The 18,654-nt window shown below is 52.1% G+C and carries 20 protein-coding genes, 1 tRNA gene and 1 other RNA gene; 7 read left to right on the forward strand and 15 right to left on the reverse strand.

Annotation, left to right across the window (positions count from 1 at the left end):
* Nucleotide 1: 1 nt before the first annotated feature.
* From D7D48_RS05130 to tkt, 10 genes are all read right to left on the reverse strand, one after another.
* Nucleotides 2-694, reverse strand: a complete 693-nt coding sequence (locus D7D48_RS05130; protein ID WP_245964338.1) for an NADH-quinone oxidoreductase subunit C — start codon at nucleotides 692-694, stop codon at nucleotides 2-4.
* Complete coding sequence (locus D7D48_RS05135) at nucleotides 691-1,227, reverse strand: NuoB/complex I 20 kDa subunit family protein (RefSeq protein WP_125230269.1); 537 nt, start codon at nucleotides 1,225-1,227, stop codon at nucleotides 691-693. Before D7D48_RS05135 ends, D7D48_RS05130 begins: the two co-directional genes overlap by 4 nt.
* The gene (gene ndhC, locus D7D48_RS05140) at nucleotides 1,218-1,592 is read right to left on the reverse strand and encodes an NADH-quinone oxidoreductase subunit A (protein ID WP_125230270.1); all 375 of its coding nucleotides are present in this window, start codon (nucleotides 1,590-1,592) and stop codon (nucleotides 1,218-1,220) included. Before ndhC ends, D7D48_RS05135 begins: the two co-directional genes overlap by 10 nt.
* A 102-nt stretch (nucleotides 1,593-1,694) precedes the next feature.
* Nucleotides 1,695-2,513 (reverse strand): inositol monophosphatase family protein, encoded by an 819-nt coding sequence (locus D7D48_RS05145; protein WP_125230271.1) that lies wholly within the window; start codon nucleotides 2,511-2,513, stop codon nucleotides 1,695-1,697.
* Nucleotides 2,513-3,076, reverse strand: coding sequence for an elongation factor P (efp, locus tag D7D48_RS05150; RefSeq protein ID WP_125230272.1), 564 nt, complete (start codon nucleotides 3,074-3,076; stop codon nucleotides 2,513-2,515). The genes D7D48_RS05145 and efp overlap by 1 nt, the downstream gene beginning before the upstream one ends.
* A gap of 81 nt (nucleotides 3,077-3,157) precedes the next feature.
* A complete protein-coding gene (gene thiE / locus D7D48_RS05155; RefSeq protein ID WP_125230273.1) occupies nucleotides 3,158-3,781 on the reverse strand; it encodes a thiamine phosphate synthase in 624 nt (207 codons plus the stop codon).
* A 339-nt stretch (nucleotides 3,782-4,120) separates the two neighbouring features.
* Nucleotides 4,121-5,008 carry a fructose bisphosphate aldolase gene (locus tag D7D48_RS05160; RefSeq protein WP_125230274.1) on the reverse strand — a complete coding sequence of 296 codons (888 nt, stop codon included), beginning with the start codon at nucleotides 5,006-5,008 and terminating at the stop codon, nucleotides 4,121-4,123.
* Nucleotides 5,009-5,084: 76 nt separating this feature from the next.
* Entirely contained in the window at nucleotides 5,085-6,281 is a 1,197-nt protein-coding gene (locus D7D48_RS05165) for a phosphoglycerate kinase (RefSeq protein ID WP_125230275.1), read from the reverse strand.
* 10 nt (nucleotides 6,282-6,291) lie between these two features.
* Nucleotides 6,292-7,299 (reverse strand): type I glyceraldehyde-3-phosphate dehydrogenase, encoded by a 1,008-nt coding sequence (gene gap, locus D7D48_RS05170; protein ID WP_125230276.1) that lies wholly within the window; start codon nucleotides 7,297-7,299, stop codon nucleotides 6,292-6,294.
* Nucleotides 7,300-7,310: 11 nt separating this feature from the next.
* A complete protein-coding gene (tkt, locus tag D7D48_RS05175) occupies nucleotides 7,311-9,269 on the reverse strand; it encodes a transketolase (protein WP_125230277.1) in 1,959 nt (652 codons plus the stop codon).
* A gap of 220 nt (nucleotides 9,270-9,489) precedes the next feature.
* Between tkt and D7D48_RS05180 the strand changes: the two genes are divergently transcribed.
* The 5 genes from D7D48_RS05180 to D7D48_RS05195 all read left to right on the forward strand — a co-directional run bounded on the left by D7D48_RS05180 (nucleotide 9,490) and on the right by D7D48_RS05195 (nucleotide 11,008).
* Nucleotides 9,490-9,675 (forward strand): hypothetical protein, encoded by a 186-nt coding sequence (locus D7D48_RS05180; RefSeq protein WP_125230278.1) that lies wholly within the window; start codon nucleotides 9,490-9,492, stop codon nucleotides 9,673-9,675.
* Complete coding sequence (locus D7D48_RS05185; RefSeq protein WP_125230279.1) at nucleotides 9,675-9,989, forward strand: cell division protein ZapA; 315 nt, start codon at nucleotides 9,675-9,677, stop codon at nucleotides 9,987-9,989. Before D7D48_RS05180 ends, D7D48_RS05185 begins: the two co-directional genes overlap by 1 nt.
* 25 nt (nucleotides 9,990-10,014) lie before the next feature.
* Nucleotides 10,015-10,185, forward strand: a non-coding RNA gene (gene ssrS / locus D7D48_RS10635) — 6S RNA.
* Nucleotides 10,186-10,205: 20 nt separating this feature from the next.
* On the forward strand, nucleotides 10,206-10,775 hold the full coding sequence (locus tag D7D48_RS05190; protein WP_125230280.1) for a 5-formyltetrahydrofolate cyclo-ligase: 570 nt from the start codon (nucleotides 10,206-10,208) through the stop codon (nucleotides 10,773-10,775).
* The gene (locus D7D48_RS05195; protein WP_245964339.1) at nucleotides 10,772-11,008 is read left to right on the forward strand and encodes a DUF2842 domain-containing protein; all 237 of its coding nucleotides are present in this window, start codon (nucleotides 10,772-10,774) and stop codon (nucleotides 11,006-11,008) included. The genes D7D48_RS05190 and D7D48_RS05195 overlap by 4 nt, the downstream gene beginning before the upstream one ends.
* Nucleotides 11,009-11,022: 14 nt before the next feature.
* On the opposite strand, the gene D7D48_RS05200 is transcribed toward D7D48_RS05195, so the two are convergent.
* The 5 genes from D7D48_RS05200 to thyA form a co-directional block, all read right to left on the reverse strand.
* Nucleotides 11,023-11,099: transfer RNA gene (locus D7D48_RS05200), tRNA-Asp, on the reverse strand.
* 263 nt (nucleotides 11,100-11,362) lie between these two features.
* Entirely contained in the window at nucleotides 11,363-12,625 is a 1,263-nt protein-coding gene (locus tag D7D48_RS05205) for a dihydrolipoamide acetyltransferase family protein (protein WP_125230282.1), read from the reverse strand.
* A 4-nt stretch (nucleotides 12,626-12,629) separates the two neighbouring features.
* Nucleotides 12,630-13,634, reverse strand: a complete 1,005-nt coding sequence (locus tag D7D48_RS05210) for an alpha-ketoacid dehydrogenase subunit beta (protein ID WP_125230884.1) — start codon at nucleotides 13,632-13,634, stop codon at nucleotides 12,630-12,632.
* Between the two features lie 23 nt (nucleotides 13,635-13,657).
* Nucleotides 13,658-14,944: a thiamine pyrophosphate-dependent enzyme gene (locus D7D48_RS05215; RefSeq protein WP_245964340.1), complete on the reverse strand. Its 1,287-nt coding sequence runs from the start codon at nucleotides 14,942-14,944 to the stop codon at nucleotides 13,658-13,660.
* 106 nt (nucleotides 14,945-15,050) lie between these two features.
* Nucleotides 15,051-15,983: a thymidylate synthase gene (gene thyA / locus D7D48_RS05220; protein ID WP_125230283.1), complete on the reverse strand. Its 933-nt coding sequence runs from the start codon at nucleotides 15,981-15,983 to the stop codon at nucleotides 15,051-15,053.
* 263 nt (nucleotides 15,984-16,246) lie between these two features.
* Here thyA and D7D48_RS05225 point away from each other — a divergent pair, with 263 nt between their 5' ends.
* Nucleotides 16,247-17,962 carry a sensor histidine kinase gene (locus D7D48_RS05225; protein WP_125230284.1) on the forward strand — a complete coding sequence of 572 codons (1,716 nt, stop codon included), beginning with the start codon at nucleotides 16,247-16,249 and terminating at the stop codon, nucleotides 17,960-17,962.
* Nucleotides 17,955-18,593, forward strand: a complete 639-nt coding sequence (locus tag D7D48_RS05230; protein ID WP_125230285.1) for a response regulator — start codon at nucleotides 17,955-17,957, stop codon at nucleotides 18,591-18,593. The genes D7D48_RS05225 and D7D48_RS05230 overlap by 8 nt, the downstream gene beginning before the upstream one ends.
* The last annotated feature ends 61 nt before the right edge of the window (nucleotides 18,594-18,654 follow it).

The following is an 18,654-nucleotide window of genomic DNA, read 5'->3' on the forward strand; positions in this document are numbered from 1 at the left end:
CTCATGCTTTGTCTCCCGTCGCCTTTGGCTTCCGCACGGTGCGTTTGACCGTTTCTTTAGGCGCAGGCTGCTGTGGTGCAGCCTCACTGGACTTCTCATCACCCGGCAGCACATAATCCGCGCCTTCCCAAGGGCTCAGAAAGTCGAAATTACGGAAATCCTGTGCCAATTGCACAGGCTCATATTTCACACGCTTTTCTTCTTCGGAATAGCGCAGTTCAACATAACCCGACAGCGGGAAGTCTTTACGCTGTGGATGTCCTGAAAAACCGTAATCGGTCAATATGCGCCGCAAATCGGCATTTCCGGAGAATAACACGCCATACATGTCAAAGACTTCGCGCTCCAACCATCCGGCAACTGGCCAGATGCCGGTAACCGACGGAACAGGCTGATCTTCATTCGTGGTCAAATGCACACGAATGCGGTGATTCTTTGTAAGGCTCAGCAGGCAATAAACAATTTCAAAACGCGGATCGCGATCGGGCCAGTCGACGCCAGCGATTTCAACCAACTGTTGATACTCGCAATTGTCACGCAGCAGGACCATGCAGTCCACCAACGCATCGCGGTGAATGTGCACAGCAACTTCATGATTGGCTTCTTCAATAGAAACCAAGTGTTTACCAAGCGTTTTTGAGATCGCTTTTACAGTGCCTTCGGGCGTGTGAATGCGGGGTGCGGAGTGGCTCACCGTTCGATCGTCCCTGTCCGGCGGATTTTGCGCTGCAACTGCATAATGCCGTAAAGCAATGCTTCGGCCGTTGGCGGGCATCCGGGTACATAAATATCTACCGGTACAACACGATCACAACCGCGCACAACGCTGTAACTGTAATGATAATAGCCGCCGCCATTGGCGCAGCTGCCCATGGAAATAACATATTTGGGTTCAGACATCTGGTCATAAACCTTGCGGAGCGCTGGCGCCATTTTGTTACAAAGCGTGCCGGCGACAATCATCACGTCGGACTGACGCGGCGATGCGCGTGGCGCAATTCCGAACCGTTCAAAGTCGTACCGCGGCATATAACCGTGGATCATTTCTACAGCGCAACAGGCAAGGCCGAAGGTCATGGGCCATAAAGAGCCCGTACGCGCCCAATTAAAGAGGTCTTCGGTCGACGAGACGACAAACCCCTTGTCGTTCACTTCGCTCTCAATATCCTTGAAGAACGCGGTGTCCGGCGTTTGCACGTCAGACAGTGATGGCGTGATTACTCCCATTCGAGTGCTCCCACTTTCCATGCATAGATAAATCCGATGACCAATTCGAACAGGAACAACATCATGGTACCCCATCCGATCCAGCCTGTTTCACCCAGACTAACCGCCCATGGGAATAAAAAAGCCGCCTCAAGGTCGAAAATGATAAACAAAATCGCAACAAGGTAGAAGCGGACGTCAAATTGGCTCCGCGAGTCTTCGAACGCTGGAAATCCGCACTCATACTCGGTGAGCTTCGCTTCGCTGGGCTTATACGTTCCCGTCAGTCGCGACACGCCCATCGGCAAAAACACAAATGCCGACGACAATGTAAGCGCGACCACTAAGAAAAGCAGTATGGGCAAATATTGCGACAAATCAGTCATATCAGACTCGTTTCAGAAACCCCGTAAGTTGCGGCGCTTTTAAGCAGAAGAATCCTGACCTGCAAGGCCAAGACTCAGCATTTTTTCTGCCATTTTCGACGATTATTTTATGGCACCGACCAACAGCTTATGCAGCTTGCTATGCAATATGTCATTTGCTGCCAAAACCTGTGTATCTGCGATATGCGGACTGCGTCCACGATAGTCGGTCACAAAGCCACCTGCTTCGCGCACGAGCAAGCATCCAGCAGCTGTATCCCAAGGAGACAAGCCGCTTTCCCAAAAACCATCATAGCGGCCAGCGGCCAACCAAGCGAGGTCAAGGCTTGCCGCACCAAAACGCCGAATGCCTGACACCGAAGGTCCAATGGCGCCAAAAATCTTGGCCCATTCCTCAAAGTCGCCATGTCCCTTATAGGGTGTACCAGTGGCAATCAGAGCCTCATTTAGCTGACGGCGTGCCGATACCCGTAAACGCCGGTTGCCCAACCATGCACCTTTGCCACGCTCGGCCCAGAAGCTTTCGTCCGTGATCGGGTTATATACAAGGCCTGCAAAAATGTCGCCCCAGCCGGAACCATCCGGTTTCGGATCTTGCACCGCAATTGAAATTGCGAAATGCGGAATGCCATGGAGGAAGTTACTTGTTCCGTCGAGCGGATCGACGATGAACCGCGGTTTGCCTTCGGCACCAGCAATCTCGCCGCCTTCTTCCATCAGAAAGCCCCAGTCGGGACGTGCGATTTCGAGTTCACGGAAAATTGTGTCTTCAGCGCGCTCATCAGCTTTGGAAACGAAATCTGCAGGGCCCTTTTGCGAAACCTGCAAATGTTCAATCTCGCCAAAATCGCGGCGAAGCTTACCACCCGCTTTACGGGCAGCTTTTTCCATAATGGTCAACAGACCAGTTAATGCGGGCATTAATCAGCCTTCCGAACATATTCCCGTTCGTAGACATCAACCACAATCCGCGTGCCTGCGCTTATGAATGGCGGCACCATGACGCGCACGCCATTATCGAGGATCGCTGGCTTATAGCTGGATGACGCCGTCTGACCCTTAACTACAGCGTCAGCTTCGACAATCGTCGCTTCAATCTGGTCCGGTAAAGCGACAGAGAGTGCCTCGTCATCATACATTTCCATGACAACGTCCATGCCATCCTGAAGGAAAGCTGCCGCATCACCGAGAAGGTCGGTAGGCAAAGTCACCTGATCATAGGTTTCCTTGTCCATGAACACCAGATTATCGCCCTCGGCATAGAGAAACTGGAAATCTTTCTGATCAAGGCGTACTTTTTCGACGCTTTCTGCCGAACGGAACCGAATATTGTTCTTGCGGCCATCGCGGAGATTTTTGAGCTCAACTTGCATATATGCGCCGCCTTTACCCGGTTGGGTGTGCGCAGTCTTTACGACACGCCAAAGGCCGCCTTCATATTCCAATATGTTACCCGGCTTAATTTCAACCGCGTTGATTTTCATGAGTACACTCGCTTGACAGATGGAAAGAGCAGGCACGCATAAACGTGCCGATAGTCGCGGCCTTTAACGATGACAGCGCAATTAGGCAAGCAGTGCGTTGAACGCCTTAACCGCTTCTGCAGGACCTTGTGGGTGTTTCCACACAGAGCCGCTCACCGCTAAGAAATCCGCCCCTGCATCTATTAATGGTTTGGCATTATCTGGTGTAATTCCGCCAATAGCCACACAAGGAACTTCCGTCACAAACGACCATTTTTGTAATGTGTCGAGTTCAGCGACATGCTCCACCGTCTTTGTCGCTGTGGGAAAAAATGCGCCAAAGGCGACATAATCAGCTCCAGCCTCCGCCGCCTCCATAGCGAGATGACGGCTATTGTGACAGGTAACACCAATCTGGTAATCTTTGCCAAGCAGTTCCCGCGCCTCCCGAACATCGCCATCGCCCTGCCCCAAATGCACACCATCGGCCTTCAAACGCTTGGCCAAAGCAACACTGTCATTTACGATGAACGCGACATCATGCGCAGCACAAATGGCCTGCAACGGCTCCGCGAGCGCCGCCGCCTCGTGCTGATCTAGGTCTTTAACACGAAACTGAAACGCCGCGACGGAACCCGCGGACAAGGCAGCCTCAAGCCGGGCGGGAAAATCACCGCCGACTTCAAGCGGTGAGATCAAATATAATTGGCAGGGAAATTCTTTCATGCCGCGGTCAATAGCGGGGCTTTAGGCCGGCGGCAAACATCTTGCGCAAAAGGGTCAGGACCACTTTAATTCACCTTTGCGGTTTGAGGCCATTTTGTTCAGGGCTATGCGGCAAGTGCCGGGCTTAGTGCTTCTAAGTCCAAGCTTGCCAAAGACGCCCTGGGCAAAATGGGTCAAATCCTGCGGACGTCAAAATGGCTTCGATCTCAAAGCGAAATGACCTTGCAGGCAGAATAACTGCCTGCCAGCGGCCATTTCACTTCGATATCTTTGCCATTTTGACGCCGCGAAGGTGAATTGAAGTGATCCTGACCCTATTCTGCCGGTCCCTCTCCAAACTCAGGTTGCAGATGCTGCGTGAATTTCGTCGATGGCGCTGGAAAGCGCGGTATCAAATTCTTCCGCGGTCATTTGGTGACGCAAATCTTCCAACAAAGCCCGCGAGAAGCTGGCGATCATCCCCTTATTCTTGGCCAGTTCAGTGCATGCCTCTGGACGGGCATAGCCACCGGAAAGCCCAACAACCCGCAACACACGCGGGTGATTAATGAGCGCGTCAAACGTACCCGCCTGTGCGGGAATCGACAGCTTCAGCATGACCTTGTTGTCAGCCGATACATTATCAAGTGCCTTCAAAATTTCATCGCGCAACAGGGTGTCACTTTGCGCGCGGTCTGCGCTTTTAATGTTCACCTCAGGCTCGATAATCGGCATCAATCCCGCGGCGAGAATTTGTTCGGCCACATCAAATTGCTGCTTTACGATCGCGGCAATACCGGACGGCGATGCTTGATTGATAACGGAACGCTTTTTTGTACCAAACACGCCCTTCGCCTTGGCGCGTTGTAGCAACGCGTCCAGATCCGGCATTGGCTTCATCAATTGTACGCCGTCCGCCTCTTCCTCAAGGCCTTTATCGACCTTAAGAAACGGCACAACGCCGCGGTCCTGCAATGCCGCAGGCACTGGCTTGCCGCCCGCTTCACCGTCCATCGTACGTTCGAACAATATCGCGCCCAGCACCTTCTCCCCGGAAAAACTTGGTGCAGTAATGATCCGAGCGCGCATATCGTGGATAAGGCCAAACATCTCTTCTTCAGTCGCGTAGGCGTCTTCCTCTATGCCATAGCCTTTGAGCGCCTTTGGTGTTGAACCACCGCTTTGATCCAGAGCCGCAATAAATCCTGAAGCGGTGGACACTTTTGCAAGCATTTCAGCGTAATTCATTATTGTCTTCCTACAAGCTGACCGATGCATACGTATGCATCAGATATTGAAAAAAACGGGGCATTGCCCCGCAGGTTTAAGCCAAATTTAAAGCATCTACCCCCGGCAAAGGCTTGCCTTCCATCCACTCGAGGAAGGCGCCCCCCGCTGTCGAAACAAATGTAAAATCTTCAGTCACCCCTGCATGAGCAAGTGCAGCAACGGTATCACCGCCACCTGCAACCGAAACCAGTGACCCTTCACGCGTCAGGGCAGCCGCGGTTCGCGCCAGTGAGACTGTTGCAGCATCAAAAGGTTCAATCTCAAATGCGCCCAATGGGCCGTTCCACACCAACGTCCGGCAGTTTTTCAATACATCGGCCAATGCCTCAACAGCGGCGGGGCCAACATCCAAGATCATTTCATCCGCGGCTACTTCATGCACATTTACTGTCCGAATTGGCGGATTGGCACGGAATTCGCGTGACGTCACAACGTCATAAGGCAGATGAACCGTGCAGCCTGCTGAATCCGCCGCATCCATAATCGCATTGGCTTGATCCGCCAGATCATGCTCACACAAGGATTTCCCGACATTGACGCCGCGCGCAGCCAAAAAAGTATTCGCCATGCCGCCACCAATAATCAAATGATCAACCTGCGTTACCAAATTGTTCAGCACGTCAAGTTTTGTCGACACCTTTGCCCCGCCTACAACAGCCGCCACAGGATGCTCGGGCGCGCCTAAAGCAGCCTGAAGCGCCTTCAACTCTGCCTCCATCGCACGTCCAGCAAAAGCAGGTAGGACATGCGCAAGGCCTTCGGTCGACATATGCGCACGATGCGCCGCCGAAAATGCATCATTTACGTAAAAGTCACCATTGGCAGCCACAGCACGCGCGAGTTCAGGGTCATTTTTTTCCTCACCTGACCAAAAGCGTGTGTTTTCGAGGAGCGCGATATCGCCATCTGCCAATATCCCAACAGATTGCGCAACCACATCGCCCGTTATTTCCGGTACAAACATGATCTCGCGACCAAGCACTTCTTGCAAGGAATCAAGCACCATAGATACGGACATTTCGCTATGCTTCGCTCCCTTTGGGCGACCGAAATGTGCGAGCAGAAGGACCTTAGCCCCCTTATCCGCCAGCTCTAGGACTGTCGGCAACAGCGCACGCATGCGTGTCTCATCCGTCACCCGCCCGTCGGCCATAGGCACGTTCAGGTCAACACGCACCAAAGCACGTTTGCCCTTGATATCGCCGAGGTCGTCGAGCGTGCGGAATGCCATGGATTAATCCTTACAGAAATTTGGCAATGACACCGGCTGTATCAACCATTCGGTTGGAGAAGCCCCATTCATTGTCATACCAGCTCAACACACGCACCAGCTTACCGTCAATGACGGCAGTTTCCAAGCTGTCGATAGTCGAGCTTGCTGGGCAATGGTTATAGTCAATAGAGACCAAAGGCTCATCCGAATAAGCCAACACGCCTTTCAAAGCGCCTTCTGAAGCCGCTTTCAATAGAGCATTCACTTCCTCAACACTTGTGTCACGCTTTGGCGTGAAGGTCAGGTCGACGATGCTGACATTTGGCGTTGGCACGCGGATGGCGGAACCGTCCAGCTTACCTTTGAGTTCTGGCATAACTTCGCCAACGGCGCGCGCAGCACCGGTAGTGGTGGGGATCATAGACATGCCAGCAGCGCGTGCGCGGCGCATATCATCATGGATTTGGTCGAGGATCTTTTGATCATTGGTGTAGCTGTGGATCGTTGTCATCAATCCGCGCTCGATGCCGATGGCATCGTTCAGGACCTTCGCCATTGGCGCCAAGCAATTGGTGGTGCAGCTTGCGTTTGACACGATGATATCAGCGGCGCTCAAAACGTCATGATTGACGCCAAAAACGACCGTCTTGTCTACATTCTTACCAGGAGCAGAGATCAGGACGCGCTTTGCGCCTGCCGCGAGATGCTTTTCGGCGCTGACGCGATCCGTAAAGAAGCCGGTGCATTCCAGCGCAATATCGACGCCATTAGCGGCGTGCGGCAAATTGGCTGGGTCACGTTCTGCAGTTACATGGATACGCTTGCCGTTAACGATGATGTCATTGCCATCTGCCTCTACTGTCCCGGGGAACGGGCCGTGTACGCTGTCACGCTTGAACAAAAGAGCATTCGCCTTGGCCGGTGCAAGATCGTTAATCGCGACCAGTTCCAGATCATGGTCATCGCGTTCCAATATCGCGCGGGCGACCAAACGACCAATACGACCAAAACCGTTAATTGCTACTTTCACTGTCATAACTGCTCCTATCAGCCCAATCGGGCGACAATTTGCGGGGTGATCTTGTCAGCCGTCAGGCCAAAATGTTCGTAAAGCGCGTCAATGGGGGCAGAAGCGCCAAAGCTATCGATACCAATACGAAGTCCGTCGCCGACATAGCGCTCCCATCCCATGGTTGTCCCAGCCTCAATGGAAACACGCAGCGTATCTGTGGGTAACAGCTCAGACTTGTACGACGCGGGCTGCGCATCAAACCGTTCCCAGCTTGGCATTGATACTACGTCCGCACCAATGCCCTGTGCTTCGAGCTTATCCGCTACCACAGTGGCGATTTCGACTTCAGAGCCGGTCGCAATCAGAATAGCTTTACGCGGGGCGGTTGCGGCACGCAGCCTATATGCGCCCTTGGCAGAAAAATTCTCGCTAATGTCCGTACGCAATTGCGGCAGATTTTGCCGTGAAAGTGCAAGTACCGAAGGCGTGGACGCACTTTCAATTGCCAAGGCCCAGCATTCTGCTGTCTCAATCGTATCACAGGGCCGGTACACATCCAGGTTAGGGATAAGCCGCATCGACATAATCTGTTCAATGGGCTGGTGCGTCGGGCCGTCTTCGCCAACGCCTATAGAATCGTGCGTCATAACGTAAATGACACGGGTTTCTTGCAATGCAGACAATCGGATGGCTGCACGACAATAATCCGAGAAGATCAGGAACGTACCACCATAAGGTATGATGCCGCCATGAAGCGCCATGCCATTCATCGCCGCAGCCATGCCAAACTCGCGAATGCCATAGTTCACATAGCGACCCGAATAGTCGTTTTTATCCAGAGTGTTGGTGGACGCAGTGCGGGTAAAGTTAGAACCCGTCAAATCCGCAGACCCCCCCAACAGCTCCAATATAGCTGCTGTTGCCGCGGTCAACGCGATTTCAGATGCCTTACGGGTCGCAATTTTCTGTGGTGCGGCAATCAAACTATCAAGATGAGGCTTTAGCCAGGCACCGTTCGGCTCTCCGGACATTGCCGTTTTGAACGCCGCTGCATTTGCAGATGCTGCCAACCGCGCATTCCACGCCGCATGCGCCGCTGCACCTGCTTCGCCCGTTGCGCGCCATGCCGCAAGAATATCTTCAGGTATTTCGAATGCGGGATATGGCCAATCTATTGCAGCGCGCGTCGCAACAATTTCATCTGCGCCAAGCGGGCTTCCATGTGGAGCTTTCGTGCCTTCTTTATTGGGCGACCCCTTCCCAATGAGCGTCCGGCAAGCAATCAAAGAGGGACGGTTATCTGCCAACGCCGCCTTAATTGCCCGTTCTATATCGTTGAAATTATGACCATCGCACGCTTCAACATGCCAACCACTGGCAACATAGCGAGCGGCAATATCTTCGCTGGTGGATAGGTCAGTCGAGCCATCGATAGTGATGCGGTTGTCGTCCCAGAATACGATCAAACGGCCTAAGCCAAGATGCCCAGCGAGACCAACGGCTTCATGGTTAATGCCCTCCATCAAGCACCCATCACCGGCCACAACCCAAGTGCGGTGATCAACTAAATCATCACCAAAGCGGGCATTCAGGTGGCGCTCCGCCATTGCCATACCAACAGCCATAGCCAAACCCTGCCCCAATGGGCCTGTGGTGCATTCAATCCCGTCGATTAGGAAATTTTCCGGATGCCCTGCACATGGGCTACCCAGTTGACGGAAATTGCGGATATCGTCGATAGTTGGGCTTGCATAGCCGGTCAGATATAAGGTCGCATAAGCAAACATCGAACCATGGCCAGCAGACAAAACAAAACGGTCGCGGTCAGCCCAATTGGGCGCTTTCGGATCGAATTTCAGAAATTTGGAGTAGAGCACCGTTGCTACATCGGCCATGCCCATCGGCATGCCAGGATGGCCGCTATTTGCGGCCTGCACAGCATCCATGGCCAGTGCCCGAATTGCATTGGCCATTTGCTGGTCACTAACGGTCATTTTCTTTTCCCCAATTGTTACTCCCAAATAGGAGTGGGTGGCGGCACGAGGATATTTGTCCAGCACCACCGAATCGATGCTGCAAACCCTTGCGGATGCTAGCGCAAAGCGTCAAGTGAGCGGGGGCGCTTTTCCCCATGAATTTCTGCTTATATTCGCGTTCACACATTTGCATTGGGAATAGTCTCTGCTAAGCTTCCTCAGCAAAGGAAACTAACCCGTGATAGAACAACGATTTATTGTCGCAATCGGTCGTATCGAGCGCGCTTTGTCTCGCATCGAAAAATCGGCAACCACATCTGCATCTGCTGGCGATAGTGACCTTGTCGAACGGCATGAAAAGCTAAAGTCGGAAACGCGCATTGCCATTCAAGATTTGGACAAGATTTTGGCGAGTGCCCGCTGATGCCTGACGTTAAGTTATCTATCGCTGGTCGCGATTATTTCGTCGCATGTAACGCCGGTGAAGAACAGCGCCTGCTGGAACTTGGAGCCATGGTGGACGCCACGGCGCAACAAGTGTCTGGTGGCGGACGTGGCTTGACAGAAACGCGCGCGCTGCTGTTTTCTGCGCTGATGCTTGCCGACAGGCTGCATGATGCAGGTGGTTCAGTCGTTGCTGAGAAAGCGGTACCGTCAGCCGCAATGGTGCAATCCGCCGATACGCTAGAACAACTGGCGACCCGATTGGAAAATCTGGCGCTAAGGCTTGAGAATTAACGTAAGTGGCTTATATTGGTTATTGGCGGAACTGTCCGGCACGAACTGATGAGAACATCCCTGAGGCGATTATCTATCTAAGGGAGCTGTCCCTGCTTGGACCGTTTGGGAAACCTTAAGGTCCAGATCACACGGTGCCCACCTGACGTCCTGGCGTCAGAGGATATTCCGGGAAACGACCCATGATGGTTCCGCCAACATTTTTCGGGAAAAATAGTGCAGCCAGATTTTGACAAGCAGTCGCAGCGGTTGGAATTCCGTAAAAAGCGTGACCAGTTTGTGGACGCACTGTCGCCACAGGATCGCGCCTTAGCCTTCTCCAAAGTCCCAAGCCCTTTGGCGCAATATCTTTTGCCCGGTAAAATAGTGGCGGGATACATTGCCATCGGCTCTGAAGTAGATCCCGCCGCGTTGTTGGCTCAGGCCCATAAAATGGGCTGCGATATTGCCCTACCCCATGTCACGAGCAAGGCCGCCCCAATGCGCTTCCTGCGCTGGACGCCGGGTGACAATTTGGTTCCCGGTCCCTTTGGATTGCTGCAGCCATCAGAGAACGCCCCCCCTTGCACACCAGACATCGTTCTAACGCCCTTAGTGGCCTTTGACGACCGGTTGATGCGGCTTGGGCAAGGCGCCGGCCATTATGACCGCGCTTTGAGCGTGTTGGAGCAAGCCATTGCTGTTGGACTTGCGTGGTCAGTGCAACATGCGCCTATCCTCGCATCGGACATTTGGGATATGCCTTTGCACGCTATACTCACCGAAAAATCATGGATCACCATATGACTACACCACTTAAGCAACCCACTTGGCGGAAACCTGCCGGCATGCTGGCGATATTAGTGATTATATTGCTCTGGTCAGGTATCATTGTCAGCGCATCCGACTTTATCGGAGCGCAAAACATCGCAATCCAGAGCATTATCTATCTGGTCGCAGGAATCATATGGATCGCGCCAATGCGCCCACTGATGATTTGGATGGAGACGGGATCTTTCCGCGCACCACCTCAAGCCTAAAAGCTTGAAAGAAGTGGCGCGAGTGACGGGGCTCGAACCCGCGACCTCCGGCGTGACAGGCCGGCGCTCTAACCAACTGAGCTACACCCGCTAACTTGCGGTGGGGGCGCACTATAAGCGGCGCAAGATTCTGTCAACGCCATTTGTCATAAAAGGACATATTCAACGAAATCACCTGTTATTACAATTAGACAAGATCATTGGAAATGCTGGCAGTCGAGACAGAAACGCTAATTTAAGTATATGTTAAATAGTATTTTTGATTGCTATTCACAAGCCAATGTGGTGATGCAGCAGCACCAAAAGACAGCGAACGCGTCCGAAACCCCAAAAAGCGCAAAGCCGCCTTGCAAATTAATCTGCGAACAACAAAACGGGGGTCTCAATGAGTTTTTTGAGAGCCTGAACATAACTGGCGGCATCCCACCCGTCGACGACACGGTGGTCGCAACTAATCGACAGGTTCATCAATTTACGCGCCTCGATAGTGTCGCCGACGAACATCGGGCGTTCGACAATCTTATTCGGGCCGATAATAGCCACTTCAGGTCGATTGATAACGGGCGTGGTCGTAATACCGCCGAGTGGGCCCAATGATGTAATCGTCAGGGTCGAGCCAGAGAGTTCCTCGCTTTTTGCAGAGCCGCTGCGTGCCGCATCCGCCAAGCGCGCAATTTCAGTCGCCAATTGCCAGATATTCCGGTCCTGCGCATCTCGTATGACAGGCACCATCAAGCCCGATTCTGTCTGTGTTGCCATACCCAAATGGACGGCGCCATGGCGGGTGACAACACCTGCTTCATCATCGAAACGCGCGTTAATCATTGGAAATTGCGGAATGGTCTTACAAATAGCAACGATCAGCATCGGCAACATCGTCAGCTTTGGCTTTGCCCCGCGATTTGCGTTCAAATCGGCGCGCATAGCTTCAATTGCCGTGACGTCGATTTCCTCGACATAGGTGAAGTGCGGAATGTGCCGTTTTGACGCCGCCATATTGTCGGCAATCCGGCGACGCATACCGATGACTTTAATGGCTTCATCGGCGCGGCGGGCATTTGCGTGCGCAGGGCGATAGCCCAACTGTGATCCATAGGTAAGAAACGCATCAAGGTCTGCATGCCGAACATGCCCACCTGCCGCCTTGACGTCAGTCAAATCGACGCCAAGGTCTTTGGCACGTTGACGCACAGCAGGCGACGCAGTGAGCTTATCGGCGGCGGACATGGAATGCTGCGCTACTGCTGGCGCAAAAGATTGCGGGGTTATCTCTGCTATAGCAACAGGCTCCGGCGCATGTGGATTTTCATCCTCGACCACGGCCAATATCGGTTCTGCTATTGTCGCTGCTGCCAAAGGTGGATTGCTGCTATCGGCAGCGATCTCAATCTCGACAAGCATCGCGCCAATGGCAATCACATCACCCGCCTCGCCCGCGATCTTTGTAACCACACCTGAAACGGGGCTTTCCATTTCAACCGTTGCTTTGTCGGTCATCATGTCGGCAAGCGGTTGGTCTTCCTTGACATTGTCACCAACCTTCACATGCCAAGCGACGATTTCGGCCTCTGCGATACCTTCACCAATGTCGGGCAAGTTGAATGTAAATTTCGGCATCGCGTCAGTCCTTCATGATCTTGTCAAAGGCGCGGGCAAGCCGCACGGGTCCGGGGAAATAGGCCCATTCAAGGCTATGCGGATAAGGCGTGTCAAAACCCGTCACGCGCTCGATCGGCGCCTCGAGATGGTAGAAGCAACGTTCCTGCACTTGCGCTGCCAATTCGGCGCCAAAGCCGCTGGTCCGCGTCGCTTCATGCACCACCATACATCGGCCTGTTTTCTTAACCGACGCCTCGATGGTTTCAATGTCGAGCGGCAGCAAGGTGCGCAGGTCAATGATTTCGGCGTCAATCCCATGTTCGGCCACGACCGCCTTTACGACATGCACCATCGTACCATATGTCAAAACGGTAAGCGCCTCGCCTGCGCGCACGACCGCAGCCTTACCAAGATCAATACGATAATAGCCTTCGGGAACCGCGCTGCCGTCATGCTTTGACCATGGCTCCACAGGTCGATCATAATAGCCGCTGAACGGGCCATTATAGATGCGCTTGGGTTCAAAAAAGACAACTGGGTCATTGTCCTCAATCGCCGCAATCAAAAGGCCTTTAGCGTCGTAAGGCGTCGCCGGTATCACGGTCTTTATACCGCAGACATGGGTAAATAAGCTCTCGGGGCTTTGGCTATGCGTCTGCCCGCCAAAGATGCCGCCGCCAAAAGGCGAACGCACCGTCATGGGGCAAACGAAATCATTGGCCGAACGGTAGCGCAAACGCGCAGCCTCGCTCACCAACTGGTCGAGGCCAGGATAGATATAATCGGCAAATTGAATTTCGGGCACAGGACGAAGACCATAAGCCGCCATTCCGACGCCAACGCCGATAATGCCGCATTCGCTGATCGGTGTATCAAACACACGGGTCTTGCCATGCTTGACTTGCAGCCCCGCCGTCGCACGGAACACACCGCCGAAATAGCCAACATCCTCGCCCATAATGACAACATCAGGGTCTTTGGCGAGCATGATATCCAACGCGCTGTTAATCGCCTCAATCATGTTCATTGTTTTTATGGAAGGCTCTGACATCAACGCGCCTCCCACTCTGGACCAAATTTATCTTCTTGCTCCTCCAACATCTGGGCGCATTGCTCTTTCAAATGCCAAGGCATTTCTTCGAACACATCCTCAAACATTGTCTCGAACGGATGATGCAAGCCATGGCCCAATATGCCATTTTGCTCGGCCTCTTTTTGAAGAGCCTTCACATGCTCAGACAGCTCAAGGATAAGCGCTTCATGCTGCGCCTCACTCCATTTGCCGATCGTTATGAGATGGTCCTTCAACCGCGTGACGGGGTCCCCCAGAGGCCACAACGCATATTCTTCGGCCGCGCGATATGCGCTCGGGTCATCTGACGTTGAGTGCCCCTCCCCTCGATAGGTAAAATATTCGATTAAAGTTGGACCGCCATTGGTCCGTGCGCGGTTTGCGGCCCATTGCATCGCAGCGTAAACCGCAAGCGGATCATTGCCGTCAACGCGCAGCCCAGCGATGCCATAGCCAATGGCGCGCGCGGCGAAGGTTGTCCGCTCGCTTCCGGCAAATCCGGAAAAGGATGAAATCGCCCATTGGTTATTCACAACCTGAAATATAACCGGCGCATTATAGACAGCGGCAAAGGTTAAGGCGTTGTGGAAGTCGCCTTCTGCCGTTGAACCTTCACCGCACCAAACCACTGAAATACGGGTATCTCCGCGCGATGCAGATGCCATTGCCCAGCCAACGGCTTGAGGATATTGTGTGGTGAGATTGCCCGATATGCTGAAAAATCCATAATCCTTTGCCGAATACATGATCGGCAGTTGGCGGCCCTTCAGCCGGTCGCCGCGGTTGGAATAAATCTGGTTCATCATGTCGACGAGCGGATAATCGCGCGTGATCAAAATGCCCTGCTGACGATAGCTTGGGAAGCACATATCATCGGAATGCAGCGCCATTGTCGTCGCAACCGAGGTCGCTTCTTCGCCAAAGGACTTCATATAGAAGCTTGTTTTGCCCTGCCGCTGTGCCCGAAACATACGATCATCAAAAGCACGCAAAAGCAGCATCTTCCGCAACATGACCTGTAGAGTAGCAACATCAAGTCCGGGGTCCCAACTGCCCGATGCCGCATGGTCATCGCCCAAAACGCGCACAAGGCCATAGGCCAACGGGTGAATATCAGCCGGCAAAACATGCTCATCTGGGCGCGGATGGGCATCTACCGCAGGCACAATGATATCGCTAAAGTCGGCAACATCACCGGGGCGGAATTTAGGTTCAGGTATATGCAGATGCAGCGGCGCGAGATTGTCTTTCGTAGATTGCACCATATCCATCTCCGCCCACAACCGCCTGAACGACTCAGGCAGTTTATTATCCATGTTTGTTATAATATTTCAAACATAGCATTAGGTCAACATAGTTGACCTAATGGGCTTACACAGCTACCGGTGCGGAGATATGAGACTGAGGCTGGTAATCGACAACTTCGAAATCTTCTATACGATAGTCAAAAATACTGTCTGCTAAGCGCAGCAACTTTAGCTTGGGCGCTCCAGATGGCGTCCGCGACAATTGCTCTTCGACCAAGGGCGCATGGTTGAGATACAAATGCACGTCCCCACCCTGCCAGATAAGTTCGCCCGCTTGATACCCACACACAGAAGCCAGCATCCGCGTCAGCAATGCCGCCGAAAATGCGTTAAAGGCAAAACCAAGCCCTAAATCGCACGAGCGCTGAAACAAAATGCAACTCAGAACACCATCGGCAACATGAAATTGGTAAGTTTTGTGGCACGGCGGCAAGGCCATTTGGTCCAATTCCGCAACATTCCAGCCTTCGATAATATGTCGGCGGGACCCCGGATTGTTTTTCAGGCATTCGACCAGCAAGCTGACCTGATCGATCCCCTTTGCCGCACGGCGGAATAAGCCATTCTCTGCGGCTTCATATCGCGGCCAATTCACCCATTGCGCGCCATAAACAGGTCCAAGGTCGCCCCATTTTTCGGCGAAAGCGGTATCCTCAACTATGCGTTGTTCAAAATCATCTTGCGAAATATCTGCGCCCGTCTCTCGACGGTAGCGATCCAACGGCCAATCGGTCCATATCTTGACCTTTTGTTCCAGCAACGGCCGGATGTTCGTATTGCCCGTCAGGAACCACAGCATTTCGCGCGCTGCTGTCTTCCAATATACCCGTTTCGTGGTCAGTAGCGGTATCGCATCATCCGCCAATGAAAAGCGCATAGTGGCGCCGAACAATGCCTTGGTCCCAACGCCCGTCCGATCGCGCTGAACCGAGCCATTTTCCCAAATTTGACGCATCAGCGACAGATATTGCTCTTCATAATGTGGCATATTGTTCATGGCCTATCGCTAAGCGCCGCGTATTATTTTTGCAACCTTGGCAATTGGCCGTCGCCAAGTCGCTCTCATATCAAACACTCTAACACCCAATAACACAAAACGTTCTGGCACATTTGCGCTGGCAGCGGGCTATCCCCAAACCCCAATATATGACATTCAAAATATAGTAATTTAATAAAATAGTTAAAAATGATAATTTTAAAAAATTTAAATATAAATTCCTGAAACATTACAATTTATTTTTTTTAAATTATAGTAAGCGAATGCTACGCCTCCCAAAAAAAATAATAACCGATCACATCTTAAAACGATACAATACCACCTGCATTTTATGGGCATGGCCAATTGCCCGATTATTTTTATTTATTATCATATTTCTGATTTCGCCGACGTATCCATCCGGTTCGGATTATACTAATTTTCTGCAAATCCACTTTTATATGTGGCTTGGTTGGACGACGGTAGCGACTATCCTGACTTTTGGCGGACGTTTGCAACCAAAGATATTACGCCTTCAGGTGTTTGGCGACGCGATTATGATTCTTTTTGCCATTATGTTGCTTCGCGGGACGGAACAGGCAATTATTGCCTTTGCCGTTTGTGTTGGGGTCATCGCATCAACCACAGGTACAAATAGCAGGCATATTTTAGCGGCGGCTGCGGTTGCTATGTGCATGTTTATTTTCCGAGATTTTTTAGCTCCCTTCTCAGGAAGCTCCTCAGTGCAAATAACCTCCGCTTCGGGGCTACCAAGCACATTGTCCCATATGATTTTGGCGCTGGCAATATTCATGGTCATAACCTCGGCGAGCCGAAGATGCCGTTTAAAGCTTTTCTACAATGAATATTCATCGCTCCGCACACTTGCTCTTGAACATTCATTTCAGTTTGATCTTCAAGCTTGGACGAATGCATCGGCCGGCTTGTTTAAGCCTGGTAAAGCAGCTTGCCTAATGCAGGACCCCACGCAGCAAGCCGTGGGGCAATATCATGAATGCAATCTGCCAGTGCTGCAAAAAGCATCAGAACGTCAAGAACTCATAGACGCCCTGTTTAACCTGCAAATCGGTAGCAGACTGTTCGACACAAATTTGAACCGCGTCTTTTTTCCAGATACTGGAGAATACAGGGCTTTTGATGAACATGAGCAACGCATTGCGCACATGTTACGCAAAGCAGATATCAGGGCCGCTTTGGTCCAACCTGTACAAATTGACCGCATGCGCGGTGGATTTATATGTGCCATAAATAACCATATTGATGCAATCATAAGGACAGAAGCAACCTTCTTAGGCCATCATATGACCGAAATGACCACATTTTTAGGGAAAGTCGTTACAGCTCAACGTAATTTCATTGCCGATGCACATGAAGTTGCGCGGCGCGATCTGCACGACGGCGTTTTACAAACCCTGGCCGCATTGCGGATGCGCTTATTGCTCCTCACAAAACGAGAGGATGTAGCCCACCAATCCATAGAATTGGAAATAAGGAAAGCGGTGGATATTGTCACGCTTGAGCAATCTCGGCTTCGCGGTTTTTTGGAAAGTAGCCATATAGCTGATCATACTGTTGATCTCATCGCGCAACTGAATATCTGCGCCAGGACTATTTCATTACAATGGGGTGTACTTGTCACATTAAAGTCGGAAGAACCTGCCATTCCAGTCGATTTAGAATCTTCCTTCAATATCGAGCATTTATTGCGAGAGGTCATAACCAACGCTGTCCGGCACGCAAAAAGCAAGCGCTTGACAGTCACGCTATCGCTCAAGCAAGGCGCCCTTATAATGTCGGTTTTAGACTTAAGCGAACCGCTTGAGGGGCCGCAGACGCAGAAAAACCCTGAATTAACTTTGAAATCAGCATCGTTGCTTGAACGACTAAGACTTTTGAGCGCCGATGCATATGTGGAAGGGCTTGGGAAAGGAACGTTGCTGTCGGTCCGTATTCCCATGCAGCAGATAGAGAATGACTAGCATTCTTGTAGTAGACGATCATCCTTTCTTCCTGCACGGATTTAGCCAATATTTAAAGAATATTTGCGACTTCACGGTTGATACGGCGCTGTCTGTGGAAGAAGCGATGCGCAAATTGGATAGCTCGCCTACTGATCTCGCCATGCTGGATCTATCGATGCACAATGGTGGCGGCATGCGGGTGCTGCGGCACATGCGCATACACAATCCCGATACTCCTGCGATGTTCCTAACGGTCCATATTGACCCTGAACAGACCATTGAGGCGATGCGCCTTGGCATCAAGGGCATCGCCTTAAAAGATAGCGACCCTGAAGTCATCATTACTGGCATGAACAGCATATTGGCCGGCGGCACTTGGTTTGATAGCAGCGTGACCGAGCTCGCCTTGCAATATTCCGTTGATAAACCAAGCCGCGCCTTTCGGTCTGACGATCTTTTGACCAAAAGGGAGACAGAGATTGTTGAGCTCGTCTGTTTAGGGTTACGCAACCGACAGATCGCAGATCAATGTGCCTTAACCGAGGGCACGGTGAAAATTCACCTCAACAGTGTCTTCCGCAAACTTGGCGTTTCCTCTCGTGCGGAATTGATCGTGCGACGCGAAGGCACGCGCTCGACACAAAATTGAGCGTTTAGGGCAATTGGCCAATTTTACGAGTTGCCCGCAACGGTAAAGGTCCCGCCTAAAT

This window comes from Sphingorhabdus wooponensis (assembly GCF_003933235.1).
In the GTDB taxonomy this organism is placed as follows: domain Bacteria; phylum Pseudomonadota; class Alphaproteobacteria; order Sphingomonadales; family Sphingomonadaceae; genus Sphingorhabdus_B; species Sphingorhabdus_B wooponensis.

What these genes read in the sequence shown, in the direction of transcription:
- D7D48_RS05135 (WP_125230269.1), bottom strand. Translation starts at nt 1,227, where the DNA reads ATGGGAGTAATCACGCCATCACTGTCTGACGTGCAAACGCCGGACACC.
- D7D48_RS05205 (WP_125230282.1), bottom strand. Translation starts at nt 12,625, where the DNA reads ATGCCGAAATTTACATTCAACTTGCCCGACATTGGTGAAGGTATCGCA.
- D7D48_RS05160 (WP_125230274.1), bottom strand. Translation starts at nt 5,008, where the DNA reads ATGAATTACGCTGAAATGCTTGCAAAAGTGTCCACCGCTTCAGGATTT.
- efp (WP_125230272.1), bottom strand. Translation starts at nt 3,076, where the DNA reads ATGAAAATCAACGCGGTTGAAATTAAGCCGGGTAACATATTGGAATAT.
- D7D48_RS05195 (WP_245964339.1), top strand. Translation starts at nt 10,772, where the DNA reads ATGACTACACCACTTAAGCAACCCACTTGGCGGAAACCTGCCGGCATG.
- D7D48_RS05145 (WP_125230271.1), bottom strand. Translation starts at nt 2,513, where the DNA reads ATGCCCGCATTAACTGGTCTGTTGACCATTATGGAAAAAGCTGCCCGT.
- D7D48_RS05185 (WP_125230279.1), top strand. Translation starts at nt 9,675, where the DNA reads ATGCCTGACGTTAAGTTATCTATCGCTGGTCGCGATTATTTCGTCGCA.
- D7D48_RS05225 (WP_125230284.1), top strand. Translation starts at nt 16,247, where the DNA reads ATGCTACGCCTCCCAAAAAAAATAATAACCGATCACATCTTAAAACGA.
- thyA (WP_125230283.1), bottom strand. Translation starts at nt 15,983, where the DNA reads ATGAACAATATGCCACATTATGAAGAGCAATATCTGTCGCTGATGCGT.
- ndhC (WP_125230270.1), bottom strand. Translation starts at nt 1,592, where the DNA reads ATGACTGATTTGTCGCAATATTTGCCCATACTGCTTTTCTTAGTGGTC.
- thiE (WP_125230273.1), bottom strand. Translation starts at nt 3,781, where the DNA reads ATGAAAGAATTTCCCTGCCAATTATATTTGATCTCACCGCTTGAAGTC.
- tkt (WP_125230277.1), bottom strand. Translation starts at nt 9,269, where the DNA reads ATGACCGTTAGTGACCAGCAAATGGCCAATGCAATTCGGGCACTGGCC.
- gap (WP_125230276.1), bottom strand. Translation starts at nt 7,299, where the DNA reads ATGACAGTGAAAGTAGCAATTAACGGTTTTGGTCGTATTGGTCGTTTG.
- D7D48_RS05210 (WP_125230884.1), bottom strand. Translation starts at nt 13,634, where the DNA reads ATGAACATGATTGAGGCGATTAACAGCGCGTTGGATATCATGCTCGCC.
- D7D48_RS05165 (WP_125230275.1), bottom strand. Translation starts at nt 6,281, where the DNA reads ATGGCATTCCGCACGCTCGACGACCTCGGCGATATCAAGGGCAAACGT.
- D7D48_RS05215 (WP_245964340.1), bottom strand. Translation starts at nt 14,944, where the DNA reads ATGGTGCAATCTACGAAAGACAATCTCGCGCCGCTGCATCTGCATATA.
- D7D48_RS05230 (WP_125230285.1), top strand. Translation starts at nt 17,955, where the DNA reads ATGACTAGCATTCTTGTAGTAGACGATCATCCTTTCTTCCTGCACGGA.